Genomic DNA, 17,057 nt, shown 5'->3' on the forward strand with positions numbered 1-17,057 from the left:
GCAATCCTTGTCCCATGACGGAGGCACTGTCTGACATGTCCGTTCAGCAATGGCTGAGAATCCTCTGGGCCAGGCGCCTGATCATACTGCTGACCCTGGCCGGGGTTCTGGCGGGCGCCTTGATCGGCGGATCGCGCCTGTCCAAAACCTATGTCGGCAAGGCGCGGATCATGGTCGAACTGGCGACCGATCCGATTACGGGCGCCAAGATCGAGCCGCGCGCCTTTGAGGCTGTCGTAGCGACGCAGAGCGCGCTGATTCAGGATTTATCCGTGATCGGCAGGGCGGCTGAGCTGATGAACTATGTGCCGACTGGGCCAGCGAAGAGCGAAGCGGAACTGCGCGCGCGGCAGGGAGTGGCGCGGGGTCTGTCGCGCGCGATCGTGGTGACGAATGTGCCCAATTCCAACCTGATCGATATTGACGCCTATTGGGGCTCCTATGACGAAGCCCGCAAGCTCGCCGAGGCCGTGCGGCAGGCCTATATCGAAATGTCCATTCGCCAGCAGCGGGGATCGGCGATCCGTGCGCTGACCATCATGCAGCAACAGATGAAGCTGTTCCTGCGCCAGCGCACGATCGCGTCGGAGCGCCGTACGGCATTCGAGCGCAAGCATGGCGTGGTCCTGCGGGACGATGGCGAAGACAATAATAACGACACCATGACGCAGATCGCCAACGCCAGCGCCGACGAATTGCGCAAGGTGGGGCGCAGTCAGACAGCTGCGGCGGGTGTTGCCCGCAATATGCAGGCCCTGTCACGGATCGATGCCGCCCTGGGCGCGGCGCAGGCTTCTTTAGGCCCCAATCATCCGCAGGTTCAGGCGCTGATGGCGCAGAGGGCGGCGCTGGCCGCGAATGTGCAGGCACCTGTCCGGTCGGCAAATTCGACTGTCAGCGTGCAATCCATGATGTCGCATCAAGTAGAACAGATGCTGGCGAACCGTGGCGTTCTGGCGGAAGGCCGGATGTTGGTGACGGACGAGTTTGCGTTCGACAATATCATTCGCGGACTGGCGGCGCGCATCGTGACGACGGCGCAGCAGGCCAATGTCGTCAACAGCGGCGTGACGCCGGTTGGCGCGCCCGGCGGTCCCATCATACCCGTTGCGCCGAACTTCATCGTGGTGGGGATCGTGGCGGCGCTGGTGGGGCTGATCCTGGGCATTCAGGTTGCGATCATCGTCGAATTGCTGAACCGGAAGGTTAGGGGTATCGAAGATCTGGCGCGACTGGGTGTCCCCAACCTGTCCAGCCGTCATCAGGATGATGGCAAGAGCGTCGGCGGCGTCACGCTGGTCCCTGCCGAATGAGGCGAAACCATCCGTCGGCGTAGCGCGCGGGTCAAAGGCTTTTCGATCGTGACGTAAAAGGCCATGGCTGCAATCGTGCCGACCACCACCAGCAGCAAATGACCAAGGCCCAGCGCCTTCCATGATTCGGGCAGGAAGACGGCCGCGCGCTGGGTGAAACTGTTGGCAATCGTGTGCAGCAGATAGATGGTATAGGAGGCTGCACCCAGGAACAGGCCGGCTTTCGGAACACGAACGCGGGGTTCGACCCGCACCAGTCCGTGCAGCACGCCGGCAAAGCCTATGCCAAGCAGCAAGGTCCACCATGTCGCTGCGAAAGACACATAATCATTGGTCCCATCGCGATGGATCGCGAACAGGGTGCCGATGATCAACAGGCCAGCCAGCAGCGCCGATGCAAGGATCAGTGGCACGAAGCTGGGCGCGTAGGTTCGCCGATTGTGGAGTAGCCCCAACCCCATCCCCAGCATGAAGTCGAGCGTGAAGGTCGACAGGAAGAAGGATGGCAGTCCATCGATCGCCGCGCCGCCGGTGGCCAGCAGCAACTGCCCGATGGTCGCGGCCGCCCACAGCGCGAATATGGCGGTTCCCAGCCGCCGATTGACCAGCAACAACAGGAACATGGCGTAGAAGAGCATTTCATGGCGCAGTGTCCACACGACGGATGGCAGCGTCGGTTCCAGCGACGGCCATAGCAGGGCGGATCGGGCCACCATCAGCGGATCGACCGATGCGCCCATCACGGCACGCAAGACGGCCCACCCCAGGACGATGATCCATAACGGCGGCAGCAGGCGGATAGCGCGCTTGAGCAGATAGGGACGGGCGGTTCCCGGCATGCCGATGTCTCGCCCGTGCGCCATGGTGATGATGAAGCCCGACAGGACAAAGAAGAAATCGACGCCATGCTCGCCGAAAGACAGCCACCGCCATTGCGGTCCGCCAAATTCGTCCGCCGATGCGTTGGCATGGAAGAAAACCACCGCCATGGCCGCGATGCCGCGGGCCAGTTCCACCGTGCGGATGGTCAATGAAGGGCGATCCGTTTGCGTCATGTTAACCAACAAATCCTGCTTGCATCGGTTTGTCGAGCGCCTTGGGGTAATTCGCCCCGAATAAGTGCCGGTAGGGCGTTTGCGGAAAAGCCTGTCCTACACGAACTCGATCTGAGCAGGAATGAAAGGAGAACATTGAGCGGAGGCCGACATGACCGATCTTCTATCCAGCTTTGCCGATTCGCCCGTTGCGCCTGCCCGGCGTTGCTTCGTCATCACGCCCGGCGATGCGACGCCGGTCGACCCCACGCCCAAGGCGATTCGTGCGCCGAGCGACGGAACCATCATGCTGCGCGCGGTCGACAGCGAGAATGACGTCGCGCATCCCGTTCGCGCAGGAGAGGTTATCGCGGTTCGCGTCGCCTATGTCCGGGCCACGGGAACGAGCGTAACCGGCGCCATCATGGGATATGCCTGATGCGGTTCGGCTTTGGCTTTGGCCCCATGCCGCAACGGGGTGCGATGGCAGAGGCGGCTGTGGCGGGCAGCCTCGCCACGTCATTCGCCCTGACGCCCAGCGTCCATTATCATCCTGCGACCCAGTCGGCGACCCTGGACGGCGCGGCACGGGTGTTGGCTTGTCCGGACCTGATGGCGCTGGCCGGCCTGTCCGGCGTCAATGCCGGTGGCGTAACGATCGGTCCGGTGCAGATGACGGACGCGCTGGGGCGGCGTTTCTGGCGGTTTCGGGGAGCGGACGCCCTTGTCATCGCCAATAGCCTGACCGCCTTGTCGGCGCGGGCGGTGGCCTGCTTCATGGTTGGGCGGGTGCATCTGGCCAAGAATACGGCGAACTTCTTTTCGCCCCGCTATGCATCCTATGTCGATGACACGACCAATGCGACTTATGCCGGTGGCGCGACGTTACGACAGGTCGTGACGGGCAATAGCGCGCCATGGCTATATGGTGCTGGCGTTGGCGCCTTTAGCGATACCGCCAATGGGCATAAGGCTATAGCCGGCGCGCAGATGCAGGTGATCGGCGTCGCGTCTCGAACGACGGCCAATGGCGGCCAACGCCTCTATGTGAATGAAGGCGTTGCCAGCGTGGCCCAGTCGGGCGTCACATCGACCAGTTGCACCGGCGGCCTGATTGGCGGGGTGCCGGCATCGTCCAATGCGATCACCTTGGGATCGGCTACATCGAACAATACGGGCGACTTTTTTGATTTGTACGAATTCGCCCTGTGGAATGGGACGATCAGCAATGCGCAGGCTGATGCGATCGCCGCCGCCATGACCGCCAATTACGCCATTGCCGCGATCGACAGCCAGTTGGTGCTGGAGGGGGACAGCATCACCAATGCGATCCCAACCGCATTGGCCGTAGACCCGACCAGTAGCGGCAACATGGCCATGATCCTGACGGAACCGGGATCGCTGCATGTGCCGGCCAGTTGCCGGGTCCTCTGTCGCGGCACATCCGGCGCGCAGGTCAGCGATCTGGCGGCGCGGCGGGATGCGGGCAACACGCTGGCATCGGCCCTGTTGCCGGGCGGCGCTGCAAAAAATGTGATCGCCATCCAGATCGGCCGCAACAATGTATCCGAAAGCAATGGGAAGCAGAATAGCGCGCAATTTTACGCAGCGTTGGTGCCGCTGCTGAACAGTGGATCGGTCGGCTATCTGCAACGGGGATGGAAAGTGGCGCAGGTCGCCAACATCGCCGGGCCGACCACCGCGGTGACGAGCAATGTGCTGGCTGGCGAAGATACGATCCAGAAGCGGCTGGAGGCGATCCGCCTGCTCATCGCCGATCCGGGCGCGCATCTGCCCAACCCGTCTTTCCTGACTGACTGTCTGGCCGGACCGGGGCAGGCTTATGACGGGCAACTCGCCGTGCTGCATCTTTATGACGTGACAGTCGGCGGCGACACCAAGTTCCGGACGAGCGCGGATGCCGCGGATGCGGCTTCGGGCTATTATGACACGGACCTGACCCATCTGCGTCTTGCCGGGCAGCAATTGATGGTGACGGGCGGGGATACGCCCGCCCTGGGCTACGCATCCTTGATGTAGGGATGCCCGATCAGGCCCAGAGATCGTCGTCGTCGGTCTGCGGCGCATGTAGCAGGATATAGAGCAGCAGACCGACGGCAGTCAGTGTGAAGCCGATAGCGGCCATTGACGCCATGCTCATTTGTTCCCCGCTTCCCTTGCCGCGCATCAGGTGGCGGCAACACCCATCCCCAGGGACCATCTGTAGCCGGTGGGCATTGGAGAACGCATAAGGATGGTGGTTAACGGCCCGTTTGCAGCCGGCGCCGGAGCATTGGCGTGGGCGCAGTATAATGGCCCATGTTGCGAAGTGCGATGGCATGGAATTGCAACATCATGGATCAGGAACGCCCCATCGTCTCAAATCGATACCGCGTCGCAACAAAAAATGTCGATGTGCCGTGTCAAAGCTTGCATCTTCTGTAGCGCGCATCGGATCGTTCAGGCTACAAGGGCGGCGGGACGATGGAGAATGACGTGGGCTGGCTATCAAAATTCTTTTCCCGCAAAGACGAAGATGAGGATTTCGATCCGTCAAATCTGTCGTTGATCGAAGGGGGTGGAAGCCGGGTGGAGGACGATCGCACGTCCCATTTTCCGCGCTTTCATGGTTCCGCCACCGATCAGTTGCGCGGGTTCAGGGGTGGTCCGGAGGACCGTGTTCGGTTGAAGCTGCGTGATGCCTTCACGCCGGCCCAGCCGGTGGCGGACATTCGCCACCTGGCGGGCCGCACCACCGTGCTGCGCTCGCTTATCCGATCGCTGGAGGATCAGCGGCTGCATGTCGTGCTCTATGGCGAACGCGGGATCGGCAAGACATCCCTTTTGCGGGCGCTCACGGAATTGGGGCAGGAAGCGCAATATCTGGTGCGCTACACATCCTGCGGTGAAGAAAGCGACTTCAGCACCCTGTTCCGGTCCGTCATCGAAACGATCCCGCTGCTGTATCATGCCGATCATGATCCGACCGCGACGGAAATCGAGGAAGGCAAGGCGCTCGACAGTCTGCTTCCCGCCGGCACGCTGAGCGCGAATCAGATCAGCGATCTGTTTGCCCGACTGTCTGGCACGCGCGTGCTGATCATCCTCGATGAATTTGATCGCAGCCCGCATAGTGGTTTCCGGCGGTCGATCGCCGAACTGATCAAGAATATGTCGGACCGTTCGATCCGCGTGCAACTCGTCATCGCCGGTGTCGCCAGCAATCTGGCCGAACTGGTCGAACATATTCCCTCGATTCGCCGCAACATCTTTGGCCTGCGCGTTCCGGCGATGGAGGCGGATGAAATTCGCCAACTGATCGAAATCGGCGAGAATGCAAGCGGCATGACCTTCGATGCGAAAGCGGTGCAGCTCATCACATCCTTCTCGTGCGGATCGCCCTATCTGGCGAGCTTGCTGGGGCAGCATGCGGGCATGTCGGCGATTGATCGCGGCGCGCGCGAAACCGGCACGCCCGATGTGGCCGAGGCGGTGCGGATCGCGCTGGAGGAAATCGAGCAGCGCGTGTCCGAACGCTCGGTGGAAACCATCCGCCGCGCCTTTGCCGAAGGACATGACTTTGCGCTCGCCACGCTGGCGCGCATCGCGATGACGCATGGTGGGCGGCTGGACACGAAGGGCGATGAACAGGCGGCAGCGTGCGAACGCGCGGTCCTAGATGCGGGGCTGCCCTATGATCTGGTCGTACCCGTCGGCAAGCCGGAGGATGGCCGGTACGAATTTCGCGAGGAAGGTCTGCCGACCTATTTGTGGATGCTGATCGCGCGCGAACAGCTTGACGATCCATTGAGGGCGGTCGCCAGAATTGGCGGTTGACACGATGCGTCCGTCCAACGGGCGCTAAGGGAGACTGCACGATGGCAGGTCTGGTTTCCAAACTGGTTGAACGCGTCCGCCTGAAACTGTGGAAGCGCCGCCAGCATGACAATCTGGCGTTGCGGGCGTGGTTCCGGGACCGGCATCGGATCGATGTTGGCCTGTACAGCTATGGCTGTTTCGATCAGTGGCGGATGCCCGGGCCGATCAGGATCGGGCGCTATTGCTCGATCGCCAACAGCGTGCGATCCGCCCCGATCAATCATCCCTATGATGCGATGACCACCCATCCGATTTTATATGAGCGTAAATTCGGCGCGGTCGATGCGGACATCCACTATGACGACGCACTGGTGATCGAGGATGATGTCTGGATCGGACATAATGTGATGATCTTGCCCGGCTGCAAATTTGTCGGCCGTGGCGCGATCATTGGGGCAGGGGCGGTCGTTACGCGCGATGTGCCGGCCTATGCCATCGTCGCGGGCAATCCGGCCCGCAAACTGCGCGATCGATTCGCGCCCGATCTGGTCGAGGCACTGGAGGAAAGCCGCTGGTGGGACCTGGAGCCGGCCGATCTGGGCGGATTGATCGGCCAGAACCGGGACCTTGTCTATCATCCCACGGCGCAGGCGGTTCGCGCCTGGACTGCCAGCCGGGGCCAGCGATGAGCGTCGGGGATCAGGCGGCGCCTGCGATCAGCATCATCGTGCCGCATTATCAGGATCTGCACCGGCTGGACCTTTGCCTGTCGGCGCTGATGGCGCAGCAGGGCGATCTGGATTTCGAGATTATCGTGTCGGACAATATGTCGCCCTGTGGCGAGGCGCGGGTATTGCAGGCGATTGCCGGGCGGGCGCGGCTGACGATGGCGACGGAAAAGGGGGCGGGGCCAACCCGCAATGCGGGGGTGGCGGCGGCGCGCGGCGCCGTGCTGGCCTTTACCGACAGCGACTGCGTGCCCGATCCGCACTGGCTGGCCAGGGGCGTGGCTGCGCTGAGCACATATGATTTCGTCGGGGGACGGATGGTGGTGCTGGTTGCCGACGATGGCCGGATGACAGGCGCGGAGGCGTTCGAGCGGGTTTTTGCGTTCAACAATCGCCGTTATGTCGAGGAAGAGGGCTTCACCGTCACGGCCAATCTTTTTTGCGCGCGGGCATTGTTCGATCATGTCGGCGGATTTCGCACCGGCCTGTCGGAAGATCTGGAATGGTGTCGCCGCGCGACGACGGTGGGCTATCGCATCGGCTATGCCGAGGATGCGGTGGTTGGGCATCCCGCGCGCGCTGACTGGGGGGAACTGGTCGGCAAATGGCGGCGGATCAATGCCGAGACTTTTGGGCTGTTCAAGGGGCGCCGCCATGGACGCCTGAAATGGGGCATGCGCAATCTGGCCTTGCCGTTGTCGGTCATCCGCCATGCGCCGCAGGTGATGCGTAGTCCCTCTATTGCTGGGCTGCCAACGCGGCTGCGCGCATTGAGGACATTGGCCGCCATTCGGCTGTGGCGGATGGGCGATGCCTATCGCCTTCTTTTTCGGAACCCGTCCTGATGCATGTCTCCATCGCCATCGTCGCCTTCCGCAATGCGCAGGAAATAGCGGCTTGTCTGGAGGGGCTGGCGCGATCCACCCATCAGGATTTTGACGTCGTCATTTGCGAAAATGGCGGCCCGCAGGCCTATGCAGCGTTGCAGGCAGCCGTGCCCACCCGGTTGCCCGGTGGGCAGGTGGTCGAAACGATCCTGGCGCCGGGCAATCTGGGCTATGCCGGGGGCGTCAATGTCTGCATGCGCGCGCGACTGGACGCCGATGGCTGGTGGATCGTCAATCCCGACACGGTCCCTGACCCGGATGCGCTGGCAGCCCTGATTGCGCGCCTGGCCCAGGGTGATTGCGCGGCCGTGGGCGGCGTGCTGCATGATGTGAAGGGCCGGATACAGGCCTATGGTGGTCGCTGGCATGCGGCGCTGGCGCGAGCCGAATCGATCGGCAATGGCGCGGCCTTGACCGATCGGCCGGATGCCGCAGCGATCGAGCGGCAGATGAACTATCTGCTTGGGGCGTCGATGCTGATCGGCCGCGTCTTTGTCGACAAGGTGGGCCTGATGCGGGAAGATTATTTCCTCTATGCCGAGGAAGTCGAATGGTGCCTGCGCGCGGGTGCGGCCGGACTGAAGCTCGGTTTTGCACCGGATGCGCGCGTCTGCCATGATCAGGGGGGACGACGGGATCGAACGAAACTCATCGCAGCCGCCCGCGCATGCCCATCTATCTGGATGAGCGCAACAAGCTTAATGTGGTGCGCGACACTACGCCTGCCAGCCTGCCGCTGGCGGCGATGGCTTCCTTCCTGCTGACATTCTTGCGTTACGGCCGGCGGGGCGCGTGGCGGCAATGGGGCTATGCGCTGGCCGGCTGGTCGGCGGGGGTCCGCAATCAGCGCGGCATGCCGCCGTGGATGCAATAGACTAGGCAAGGGGGCAAGGGCGCAATTCCCGTTGAGGAGCAGCGCCCGCGCTATCCCGATTTCAAAATTCGTTGAGGATCGTCCCGATCACATTGACCTTATCGGACTTCATTTCCTCGATCAGCGCCTCGACATCCGACACATAGGTCTTGTCCTTGCGCGCGACGATGATGCAGTAACGGACCACCGATGCGATCCGGCGCCCATCGGCATTGCTGTTGCTGGCTGGCGTGTCGATGATCGTCACTTCAAATTCGCGCATGCACAGGTCGAGCAGCGACTTGAATCGCTGGCCCGACAGCAATTCCTGCGCGCGCGTGCTGCTGCGGCCGGCATAGATGATCGACAGCGAGGGCAGCACTTCTTCCTGGATGATGTCGCCATAGTTGACGTTGGTGTCGGCCAGGCAATCACGCAGCGACGGCACTTCGCGCGACGGCACGATCATTTTGTGGATTGCCGGCGACCGCATGTCTGCGTCGATCAGCAGGGTCTTGATCCCGGCACGTGCCAGCGAGACGGCCAGATTGACCGACATGAAGGTCGAGCCGCTCTTGGAATTGGGGGCGCACACGGCCAGGCCCCGGCGACCCGCCCGGACATGGTGGGCGAGCAAATGGGTGCGTACCGCGGCAATCGCCTCCGCCTCGCCGCTGGTCGGGTCGGACAATACGACAACCTTATCCGACACCCGGAACCGCAATTCGTCCTGAGCGCCTCCAACTACGGTATCGATCGGGTCGGCGGGCGTGCCGAGCGCGTCTGCCTCCGCCTCGATCATCTCCGGTTCGACCGCCTCGACGCGTTCAGCTTCATTTTCGCTATAGGGCGTGTTCATGTCGCTGTTGTCTTCCTTGGCGCCATTGGGCTGCGGATTGCTGTCGTTCATCATCTACCTCAGGCGGCCTTGCGGCCGAACAGGCCGAACCATCGGGATTGTTGGGGCTGGTCTTCGGCCTTCAGGTCGTAGACCACCCGGCCGATCACCGGCACATCGGCGGTAGCAAGATCGTCAATGCTGCGCACGCGCCGCTTGCTCAGTTCTGCACCAATTGCGCCGACCAGACCCAGGCCGATGCCGGCGCCAACGGCGCCCAGCAGGATCAGGCCGATTTTCGGCGAAACGGGGCTGTCAGGGGCAACGGCGCTGCCCAGCAGGGTCAGGCCGCTTTCGCGCGACGCTGCTTCAAGGCTCAGTTCACCGGCGCGCGCCATGGTCTTGTTATATTGATCGCGCAGCACGTCGACCCGTGCCTGGATCTTGCGCAATTCGTCGATCTTGTCGCGCTGGGCCAGAACCTTGGCCTGCTGGCTGGCGACCTGGCTGGACAGCGACGGGCCGGTGACGCTGGATGCGCGCGCGGCGGCGAGGGCGGCGCTGCGTTCCTGCGCGGCGGCGCTGGCCAGCGCGGCGCGCTGCTGACGGAGCGCCACGATCTGCGGATGGTTCGGCCCCAGATTGCCCGACAGCGAAGAAATCTGCGCATCCACCTGCGCCAGCTGTGCTGCCGACGGGCTGGTGATGGCGGCTGCGGCCACGCCGCCGGTCTGCATCGGGATCTGGTTGGCCAGCGCCTTCAGCCGTTCGGAATCGGGATCGCTATAGTCATTTTGCAGAACGATGCCGTTCTTCTTCTCATAGGCCGACTTTTCCTGTTCGACCTGCGTAAGCTCCTGCGACACCTTGGCCGCCTGCTGGCGAAACCACTGCGCATTGCGCAGCGCGCCATCCTGGCGGAAGGCGATGCTCTGTTCGACATAGGCGGTGCGGATCAGGTCGGCGATGCGCCGGGCTTCGTCAGGATTGCCCGTCTTATAGGCAATTTCCATGATATTGCTGCCCGGTAGCGGCTTGGCTTCGGTATTTTCGATGATGCCATCGGCCAGCCACCGGCGCAGTTCAACCGATCCTTCCGATCCGCTATCCTTGTAGGCCGCGATCTTTGCGGGATCCTTCGTCCAGCCCAGCGCGTCAACAACCTGGCCGGCGACGCGATAGTCGGTGATGAGTTCCGACTGGGTGGCGATGTAAGCGCGCGCGAAGTTGGTGGCGAGGACTTGCTGCGTCACCGGGTCCGGCCGGACCAGATCGAGCAGCACGCGCGAACGCGCCTCATATTTCACCGGAAGAATGGCGATGGCCAGCAACGCGATGAGCAGGCAGCTCACCACCGAAATGGCGAGCAGCATCCGCCGGGCAAGCAGGATGCGGATAAGCTGGACAAAACTCATATCATTCCCCGGGACGCGCCCGTTCCCTTGTCAGAAGCCTATCAGAAGAAGCGTTCGCCGATTTCGATCACGTCCCCGATCTGGATCGGGGCTTCGAGATTGTAATTCTTCAATTCCTTGCCGTCGCGGATCACCTTGACCTTCTTGTTCGATCCAAGCTGGGTCAGGCCGCCGGCCACGGCGATCGCCTTGCGCAGGGTCAGGCCGTCATCGACCGGATAATTGCCTGCGCGCGAAATCTGGCCGGAAATGTAGAAGGTCTGGGCCGTTGGCACGAACAGCTTGTCACCCGGCGCCACCAGCGGATCTTCGTCGGGTCCGCCCGTGGCGATCTTGCTGATGTCCAGCGTCAATTCCTGACCATTGGCGCGGCGCAGTTTCAGCAGCTTCGCGCCTGACGTCTTGGTGCCGCCGACGCGGGCCAGAATGTCCGACACGCGGTAGGCGCGGTCGATCGGGACGGCGCCCGGCGTTCCGACTTCGCCCAGCACGGTCACATAGCGGCTGGCATAGGTCACGACGGTCACATTGACGGCAGGGTTGGTGTAATAGCCGCCACGCTTGAGCGCGTCGGCCACGATCCCGCGCAACTGGAGCAGCGATGTGCCGCCGGCCTTGATCGTGCCGACCAGCGGCAACTGGATAGAGCCATCCGTCTGGATCTGAACCCGCGCCGGTCCCTGCGAGTCGCCAACGACCCCGATTTCGACAACGTCGCCAGTGCCCAGAATATAGCCTTCGGTCATCGGCGTGCCGGCGACCATGTCCTGTTGCTGGGCCGCGACCGGGCCAGCCGTGACGGCGAGCATGGCCGTGGCGGCCATCATATGCTTGAGCAGGGATACGGTCATAACCGGATTCTCCAAATGATCAGAACTGGGCGCCCAGGGTCAGCCCGATGCGGACGCCATTATAGTCATAGAAATCAGTGTCTGCGTTGCGCTTGCTATATTCGGCATTGGCCGTGAGGCTGAAGCGGCCCATGATCGGCTGGATGCGCAACGCGGCCTGGATGCGGTTGGTCTTGTCTTCATTTACCGGAATGGCGACCGCCGTATTGCTGTAGGTGAAGTCGCGCGCACGATGCGATCCGGTCACGGTCAGCGTCATGCGTTCGTTCAACGTGTAGGCGGCGGTCAGCTGATAATCTTCCATCACGATATAGTCGACGTTGAAGCCGAGCGAAGGATCAGCGGTCCGCGCGGCTGTCGCGTCGAGGGTCAGTCGGCTGCTGGCGCGCAGGTTCAGACCCGCTTCCCAGGTGACGCCGTCAAAGCCCTGTCCGGAGGTTGTGCCGTTACGCTGGTCGACATCGGCATAGGCCAGTTGGACATGCCCGCTCAGACGCGCGCCGATATTGCGTTCGAAGCGAACACCGCCATAGCGCGCCCGCAGTTCCGGGGCGCCCAGATAGTTTACGCCGTCCCGCTGCGAGAAATCCACATCCCGCTGGGCGACATAGACGCGGATTTCACCGATCGATGGCTGGGTATAAAGCAAGCCGCCGCCATAGGTGACCGATTCTGCGTCCGATCCCTTCCGCTGCTGCGAACTGTTCTGCGAATCGGAATAGGACAGCATGGCAAAGGGCTTGATGCCGACGGCGCCGCCGCAGGCGATCAGGCTTTCGACATGAAAGATGGATTCGGTGTTCTTCGTCGTTGCGGCGGACCCGGTGGTCAGGATGTTGAGATCCGCCAGGTCGCTCTGACGCCGTTGATAGCCGCCGGTCACGTTCACGCCGCAGGGGCCAGCCTTCGATCCGGCGCCGGCGGTCAGGTCGATCCGTTCGCGATCCAACACCGAATTGCGCGCATGAATATCATAGCCGACCGATCCCGCGAGCGAGACATAGCTGGCGCCAAATGGTTTATAGATGTCGGCCGACAAAGTGGGGGTGAAGCGGAAATCGTCCTTTTCCAGGCCGCGACGTGACAAGGCCGCGTCGCTGGCCCGTGCGATATTGCTGTCATACAGGCTGGTCACGGACGCGGTGATGACGGACCGTTGCTGCCCCTGTTGCGCAGGCAGAACAGTTTGCGCCTGGACGGGCACAGCCAGTCCCAGCGATCCGACGAACGCCAGCTTTGCAATATCCCGCTTGGCCACTTTTCCCCCCTTATCGGCTTTCAGCATAATATTTGATGGAATGACTTTGCGCCATCATTTCCGTTTTTGAACGATGCGGCGCAACATACCCAAAAAATTCCGAAGTTGTTCACTGATTTTTGCTGTCCGCGCTGCTTTGGCGACATCCAGATTGTGCATTTGCGGGACAGGGTGCCCCAATACCCGACACGACGCGGTCCTGGCGACCACCAGTCGCTTACGCCGGGCCTGCGCCGGTTGCATCAGATCAATCTCTCGTACGTCCAGCGGTTCATAGCAGATGGAACCCGCACCCGCCGCCGACGCCAGCAATGCTTCGCCCGCCGCCGTGCGGCTGACGATCAGGCTGCGGCCTTCCTGCTCATCGAAGGAAGGATAGCCATCCTCGTCGCCATACCAGGCATCGGCGCAGGCGATGTCGGCGACACCGCCGACCGCGTCGGGGCAAATCTTGCAGCGAAACTGCACTTCCTTCGACAGGTGCGCGCCCCAACTGTCGGCATAGCTGATTTCCGCCGTTTGTCCGTCCAGCGTCTCGGCCTTGGCCATGCCGGGCCAGCCCTGTCCGCGATAGCGGAAACTGACCAGCTTGTCCGGCTCCAGCCCCATGGCGCGCACGATCCGGTCTGCGCCGTCATGGCTGGGCAGGCCGCCGCAGAAGAAGGATAATTTGATCGGAAAGCGCCGGTCCACACGCGGATCGACCAGCGCCAGCTGGCGCAGCGCGGAAACGTCGCACGGCTTGCCGACGAAGGCGGTGCGCTGGTCGCTTTCGAGCGCTTCGCCAATCTCCGACAAGGGGGAGGATGCGGCATAGCGCGATCCGGCATAGCGGATCACCTCGTCGCGGGTCCGCGACCATTGCAGGCGGTTGCGGGTCGGATATTCGGCGGACGGCGCAATATGCAGCACATCGTCGACCAGTCCGCTTTCCAGCGCATGGATCAGCAAAGCCGAAATCGCGCCGCCCGACGAGCCGCCAAAGCGCACCTCCGGATCGACGGCATAGCCGGTCAGCACCTGCTGCCATGGCCCCCAGAATATATCCTGATGCGGAGCGCCGCCCCAGGGGGCGATTTTGGCGCCCGGACAGCTTTGCGCGACGGCCTGTTCCTGCTGCTGGTTCAATGGAGCCGACTGAACCGGGCGGCTATAGCCCGGCGCGACCGTCGCCATGGATATGGAGGCAGGAGCAACGCCCGCGCAAAGGCCGCAGCCGCTGCACAGTTCTCCCTGCAGCACGCGCTGCAATGTGGGGGAGGATATGCCTGTCATGCCTGTGATTTCGCGCCCCGATTGCGTAACGCCTGCATGAATACATCTTTCAGCGCCGAACGGTAGACGTCCAGCAGCGACTGAACCTTTTTCATGCCCTGCGCAGCGTCGTCGGACAATGTCGTCCGCTTGCTTAGCCCTTGAAAGACAAAGTCGACGGCGGCGGCCGGATCGGTGATCGTCATCGGCAGCACATGGTCATAATCGAGCAGGCCGAAAAGGCCGCTGAACTTACGGCTATAGGCCACTGGCACGACCGGGGTGCCGGACGAAAATGCGCCGATACAGGCGTGCATGCGGCCGGCAACCAGAAAATCGAGACTGGAAATATAGCTTTTCGCTTCCGATGGTCCGGTAAAATTGGGCACGCGCACGGCTTTTGGAAACTCCGCGACCAGCCTGTCGGCAAGACGGCCGTCATCGTCGGTCGGATCGCCATTGCTGGTGGCGTGCGGCACCAAATGCACTTCGACATCGTCGCGCGCACACAGGCGCGTCAGCAGATCGCGCGTGAAGCGGGCATAGTCATAGCCCAGGCCAAAGCGATTGGTCCCGGTTTCCGCCTGATGGAACAGCAGGCCTGACGCATTGACGCCGATCCGTAGCTTTGGACCACGGCGTTCGGTCGATCGATCCTCGAACGGCAGGACGAAGGCAACATCGACCGACAGGGCGGCTTTCGCCTGCGGCGCCAGCGCCAGCGTGAAATCGAGCGATTGCTGATCGCGCGCCAAAACTGCCGTGCTGCGCCCCATCGCGACAGAGGCGAGGGCGCGATAGACTTTCCCCGTGAACGGGCCGATTGTCTGGGGCGACAGGACCAGCGGCACCTTGCGGGCGATGGCCATCATCTTGGTCAGCCACATGAAGCCGAAGCGCTTGGGGCCATATATGTCCGCGAAGCTGTCGCCGGCGCCAATGTCGAGCACGCAATCGACCGATCCGACCGCTTTCCAGAAGCCGCCCGGCGTCAGCATCGCTTTGCTGTCGATGACATAGGTGTCGACTTCGCCGCGCAGCAATGGCGGCGCATCGCCGTCCCGCATGCTCATTACCGTGAACTGGGGGGTAAGCCCCATTTCGGTAGCGACTTGCCGCGCCAGCGTGATGTTCCCGATCGTCAGCGCACCGACGCCCAGATTTCCGGAACTGACGGAATGCCATAGCAAGCCGACGCGGACAGGTGCGGCGGCACCTCCGACATGGACAGGTTCAGGAGCCTGATAAGGATCGATCTGTGCCGCGCCCTTCAAATAATTCATCCTTTGTCTTGGATATGTCATTGTTGCCGGGGAGGCAAATATCGCAATTGCACTCGGACTGATGATGCAACCGCTATATCTGACTTGCACGAAGATTCAATGCAATGCCCGCCTTATGCCTTCCCGGAAGTGATATCGTCCTGAATGTCCTGTAATAATACGGTGCCGCAATGGTGAGTTGGGGATGGTGCTTGACTTTTCCTTGACGTTTTCGTTTATGATGCGGTGCAGCATGTCCCGGTGTCAATGCCGGGCGTTGCCGTCCCATTTCTGAAGGGAGAGGGACAGTCAACGGCCTTGGCATCGTCAGGGACGGATTGCATTTTCTGCATGAAGTTCGGATGCATCGGTCTGTGGTAGCCAATGATGCTCCGCCTGCCTGGCAGGGGGAGGGGGAGTTGGCCTCTTTTCAGAAGGCCTTGTGCGTGCGGATCGGTTTGGTTGGATCAGGAGGCGGCCATGTCCGCCAGTTGCTGGACCTGGAGCCTCTCTGGGGCGGAAAAGACTATTTCTTCATCACTGAAGACACCGCGTTGACGCGCGACATCGCCAGGAAGCACAAAGCCTATTTCATTCCCCACGTGGCGCTGGGGCAGGCTCGTCTGGGCAAGCCCGTGCGGATGGCGGCCGCCGCTTTTCGCAGTTTCTGGAGTTCGCTGCGCATCATATGGCGCGAACGCCCCGACGTGATGATCACGACGGGCGCGGGATCCTGCTATTTCCCTATCCTGTTCGCCCGTTTGCGCGGGGCAAAGATTGTGCTGATCGATTCCTTTGCGCGCTTCCGGGGGCCGTCTGCCTTTGCGCGCATTGCGGGACCGCTGGCCCATGTCCGAATCGCCCAGTCGCGCGCCGCGGGGGATTTGTGGCCGGGCGCGCAGGTCTTTGATCCCTTTCGCTATCTGGATCAGCCCCGACCGAACAAGGATGCGCTCGTTTTCGCAACGGTCGGCGCGACATTGCCGTTCGATCGCCTCGTTCGGCTGGTCGATCAGGCCAAGCAGACGGGATTGCTGCCGGAACAGGTCATCCTTCAAACCGGCATCGGCAGTGAAGCCCAGATACAGGGCGACATTGCCGATGTCCGGGAAACGCTGCCGTTCGAGGATGTGAAGCAGATATTGCGCCGGGCGGAGATCGTTATCTGCCACGGTGGAACCGGGTCGATCATCACCGCCCTGCGGGAAGGGTGCCGGGTTGTCGTCATCCCGCGCAGCTTCAGCCGGGGCGAACATTATGACGATCATCAGTGGGAGATCGCCCAGGCTCTGGCCGATCGCGGTCTGGTGTCGATGGTGGGGGAAGATGACGATATCGGCGCCGCCATTGCAGATGCGCGCGCCCGCGCGCCCGCCTGCGCCACGCTCGATCCCAGCGCCCTGATCGCGGAATTGGATGGACTGGTGCGCAACTGGAACGAAACGGGCGACGGGAATGTGCGCAAGCAATGACGAATTCTGGAGCCTGCGCTATTATGGTTAGCGGACTCTACATATTTTCGGATTTGAGCAATAACTGGCATTA

15 protein-coding genes are annotated in these 17,057 nt (G+C 62.2%); 8 read left to right on the plus strand and 7 right to left on the minus strand.

Annotation, left to right across the window (positions count from 1 at the left end; genetic code table 11):
- The first annotated feature begins 35 nt into the window (after positions 1-35).
- Complete coding sequence (locus tag ACFOKF_RS08045; RefSeq protein WP_380794760.1) at positions 36-1,313, plus strand: GumC family protein; 1,278 nt, start codon at positions 36-38, stop codon at positions 1,311-1,313.
- On the opposite strand, the gene ACFOKF_RS08050 is transcribed toward ACFOKF_RS08045, so the two are convergent.
- A complete protein-coding gene (locus ACFOKF_RS08050) occupies positions 1,262-2,368 on the minus strand; it encodes an acyltransferase family protein (protein WP_380794763.1) in 1,107 nt (368 codons plus the stop codon). The genes ACFOKF_RS08045 and ACFOKF_RS08050 overlap by 52 nt on opposite strands.
- 151 nt (positions 2,369-2,519) lie before the next feature.
- On the opposite strand from ACFOKF_RS08050, the gene ACFOKF_RS08055 reads away from it, so the two are divergent.
- The 6 genes from ACFOKF_RS08055 (at position 2,520) to ACFOKF_RS08080 (ending at position 8,545) form a co-directional block, all read left to right on the plus strand.
- Positions 2,520-2,786 carry a spike base protein, RCAP_Rcc01079 family gene (locus tag ACFOKF_RS08055; RefSeq protein ID WP_380794765.1) on the plus strand — a complete coding sequence of 89 codons (267 nt, stop codon included), beginning with the start codon at positions 2,520-2,522 and terminating at the stop codon, positions 2,784-2,786.
- Positions 2,786-4,387, plus strand: coding sequence for a hypothetical protein (locus ACFOKF_RS08060; RefSeq protein WP_380794768.1), 1,602 nt, complete (start codon positions 2,786-2,788; stop codon positions 4,385-4,387). The genes ACFOKF_RS08055 and ACFOKF_RS08060 overlap by 1 nt, the downstream gene beginning before the upstream one ends.
- 456 nt (positions 4,388-4,843) lie before the next feature.
- On the plus strand, positions 4,844-6,184 hold the full coding sequence (locus ACFOKF_RS08065; protein WP_380794771.1) for an ATP-binding protein: 1,341 nt from the start codon (positions 4,844-4,846) through the stop codon (positions 6,182-6,184).
- A gap of 41 nt (positions 6,185-6,225) precedes the next feature.
- Positions 6,226-6,855: a CatB-related O-acetyltransferase gene (locus ACFOKF_RS08070; protein ID WP_380794773.1), complete on the plus strand. Its 630-nt coding sequence runs from the start codon at positions 6,226-6,228 to the stop codon at positions 6,853-6,855.
- Positions 6,852-7,739 (plus strand): glycosyltransferase family 2 protein, encoded by an 888-nt coding sequence (locus tag ACFOKF_RS08075; protein WP_380794775.1) that lies wholly within the window; start codon positions 6,852-6,854, stop codon positions 7,737-7,739. Before ACFOKF_RS08070 ends, ACFOKF_RS08075 begins: the two co-directional genes overlap by 4 nt.
- Entirely contained in the window at positions 7,739-8,545 is an 807-nt protein-coding gene (locus ACFOKF_RS08080; protein WP_380794778.1) for a glycosyltransferase, read from the plus strand. The genes ACFOKF_RS08075 and ACFOKF_RS08080 overlap by 1 nt, the downstream gene beginning before the upstream one ends.
- A gap of 171 nt (positions 8,546-8,716) precedes the next feature.
- Here ACFOKF_RS08080 and ACFOKF_RS08085 read toward each other — a convergent pair whose 3' ends face one another.
- The 6 genes from ACFOKF_RS08085 to ACFOKF_RS08110 are packed head-to-tail and all read right to left on the minus strand — an operon-like array spanning position 8,717 to position 15,524.
- Positions 8,717-9,547: a CpsD/CapB family tyrosine-protein kinase gene (locus tag ACFOKF_RS08085; protein ID WP_380794780.1), complete on the minus strand. Its 831-nt coding sequence runs from the start codon at positions 9,545-9,547 to the stop codon at positions 8,717-8,719.
- Between the two features lie 5 nt (positions 9,548-9,552).
- Entirely contained in the window at positions 9,553-10,887 is a 1,335-nt protein-coding gene (locus tag ACFOKF_RS08090; protein WP_380794783.1) for a chain length determinant protein, read from the minus strand.
- A 41-nt stretch (positions 10,888-10,928) separates the two neighbouring features.
- Positions 10,929-11,738 (minus strand): SLBB domain-containing protein, encoded by an 810-nt coding sequence (locus ACFOKF_RS08095; protein WP_380794786.1) that lies wholly within the window; start codon positions 11,736-11,738, stop codon positions 10,929-10,931.
- Between the two features lie 19 nt (positions 11,739-11,757).
- The gene (locus ACFOKF_RS08100) at positions 11,758-12,996 is read right to left on the minus strand and encodes a hypothetical protein (RefSeq protein ID WP_380794789.1); all 1,239 of its coding nucleotides are present in this window, start codon (positions 12,994-12,996) and stop codon (positions 11,758-11,760) included.
- Between the two features lie 54 nt (positions 12,997-13,050).
- On the minus strand, positions 13,051-14,271 hold the full coding sequence (locus ACFOKF_RS08105) for a Coenzyme F420 hydrogenase/dehydrogenase, beta subunit C-terminal domain (RefSeq protein WP_380794791.1): 1,221 nt from the start codon (positions 14,269-14,271) through the stop codon (positions 13,051-13,053).
- Positions 14,268-15,524: a polysaccharide pyruvyl transferase family protein gene (locus ACFOKF_RS08110; protein ID WP_380794794.1), complete on the minus strand. Its 1,257-nt coding sequence runs from the start codon at positions 15,522-15,524 to the stop codon at positions 14,268-14,270. The genes ACFOKF_RS08105 and ACFOKF_RS08110 overlap by 4 nt, the downstream gene beginning before the upstream one ends.
- A gap of 434 nt (positions 15,525-15,958) precedes the next feature.
- Here ACFOKF_RS08110 and welK point away from each other — a divergent pair, with 434 nt between their 5' ends.
- A complete protein-coding gene (welK, locus tag ACFOKF_RS08115; protein ID WP_380794796.1) occupies positions 15,959-16,984 on the plus strand; it encodes a beta-1,4-glucuronosyltransferase WelK in 1,026 nt (341 codons plus the stop codon).
- Positions 16,985-17,057 lie beyond the last annotated feature (73 nt).

The sequence above is a fragment of the Sphingobium rhizovicinum genome, from assembly GCF_042647625.1.
Lineage (GTDB): Bacteria > Pseudomonadota > Alphaproteobacteria > Sphingomonadales > Sphingomonadaceae > Sphingobium > Sphingobium rhizovicinum.

Coding starts and splice junctions, on each gene's coding strand:
- ACFOKF_RS08090 (WP_380794783.1), bottom strand. CDS start 10,887: ATGAGTTTTGTCCAGCTTATCCGCATCCTGCTTGCCCGGCGGATGCTG.
- ACFOKF_RS08055 (WP_380794765.1), top strand. CDS start 2,520: ATGACCGATCTTCTATCCAGCTTTGCCGATTCGCCCGTTGCGCCTGCC.
- ACFOKF_RS08050 (WP_380794763.1), bottom strand. CDS start 2,368: ATGACGCAAACGGATCGCCCTTCATTGACCATCCGCACGGTGGAACTG.
- ACFOKF_RS08075 (WP_380794775.1), top strand. CDS start 6,852: ATGAGCGTCGGGGATCAGGCGGCGCCTGCGATCAGCATCATCGTGCCG.
- ACFOKF_RS08105 (WP_380794791.1), bottom strand. CDS start 14,271: ATGACAGGCATATCCTCCCCCACATTGCAGCGCGTGCTGCAGGGAGAA.
- ACFOKF_RS08095 (WP_380794786.1), bottom strand. CDS start 11,738: ATGACCGTATCCCTGCTCAAGCATATGATGGCCGCCACGGCCATGCTC.
- ACFOKF_RS08080 (WP_380794778.1), top strand. CDS start 7,739: ATGCATGTCTCCATCGCCATCGTCGCCTTCCGCAATGCGCAGGAAATA.
- ACFOKF_RS08060 (WP_380794768.1), top strand. CDS start 2,786: ATGCGGTTCGGCTTTGGCTTTGGCCCCATGCCGCAACGGGGTGCGATG.
- ACFOKF_RS08085 (WP_380794780.1), bottom strand. CDS start 9,547: ATGATGAACGACAGCAATCCGCAGCCCAATGGCGCCAAGGAAGACAAC.
- ACFOKF_RS08070 (WP_380794773.1), top strand. CDS start 6,226: ATGGCAGGTCTGGTTTCCAAACTGGTTGAACGCGTCCGCCTGAAACTG.
- ACFOKF_RS08045 (WP_380794760.1), top strand. CDS start 36: ATGTCCGTTCAGCAATGGCTGAGAATCCTCTGGGCCAGGCGCCTGATC.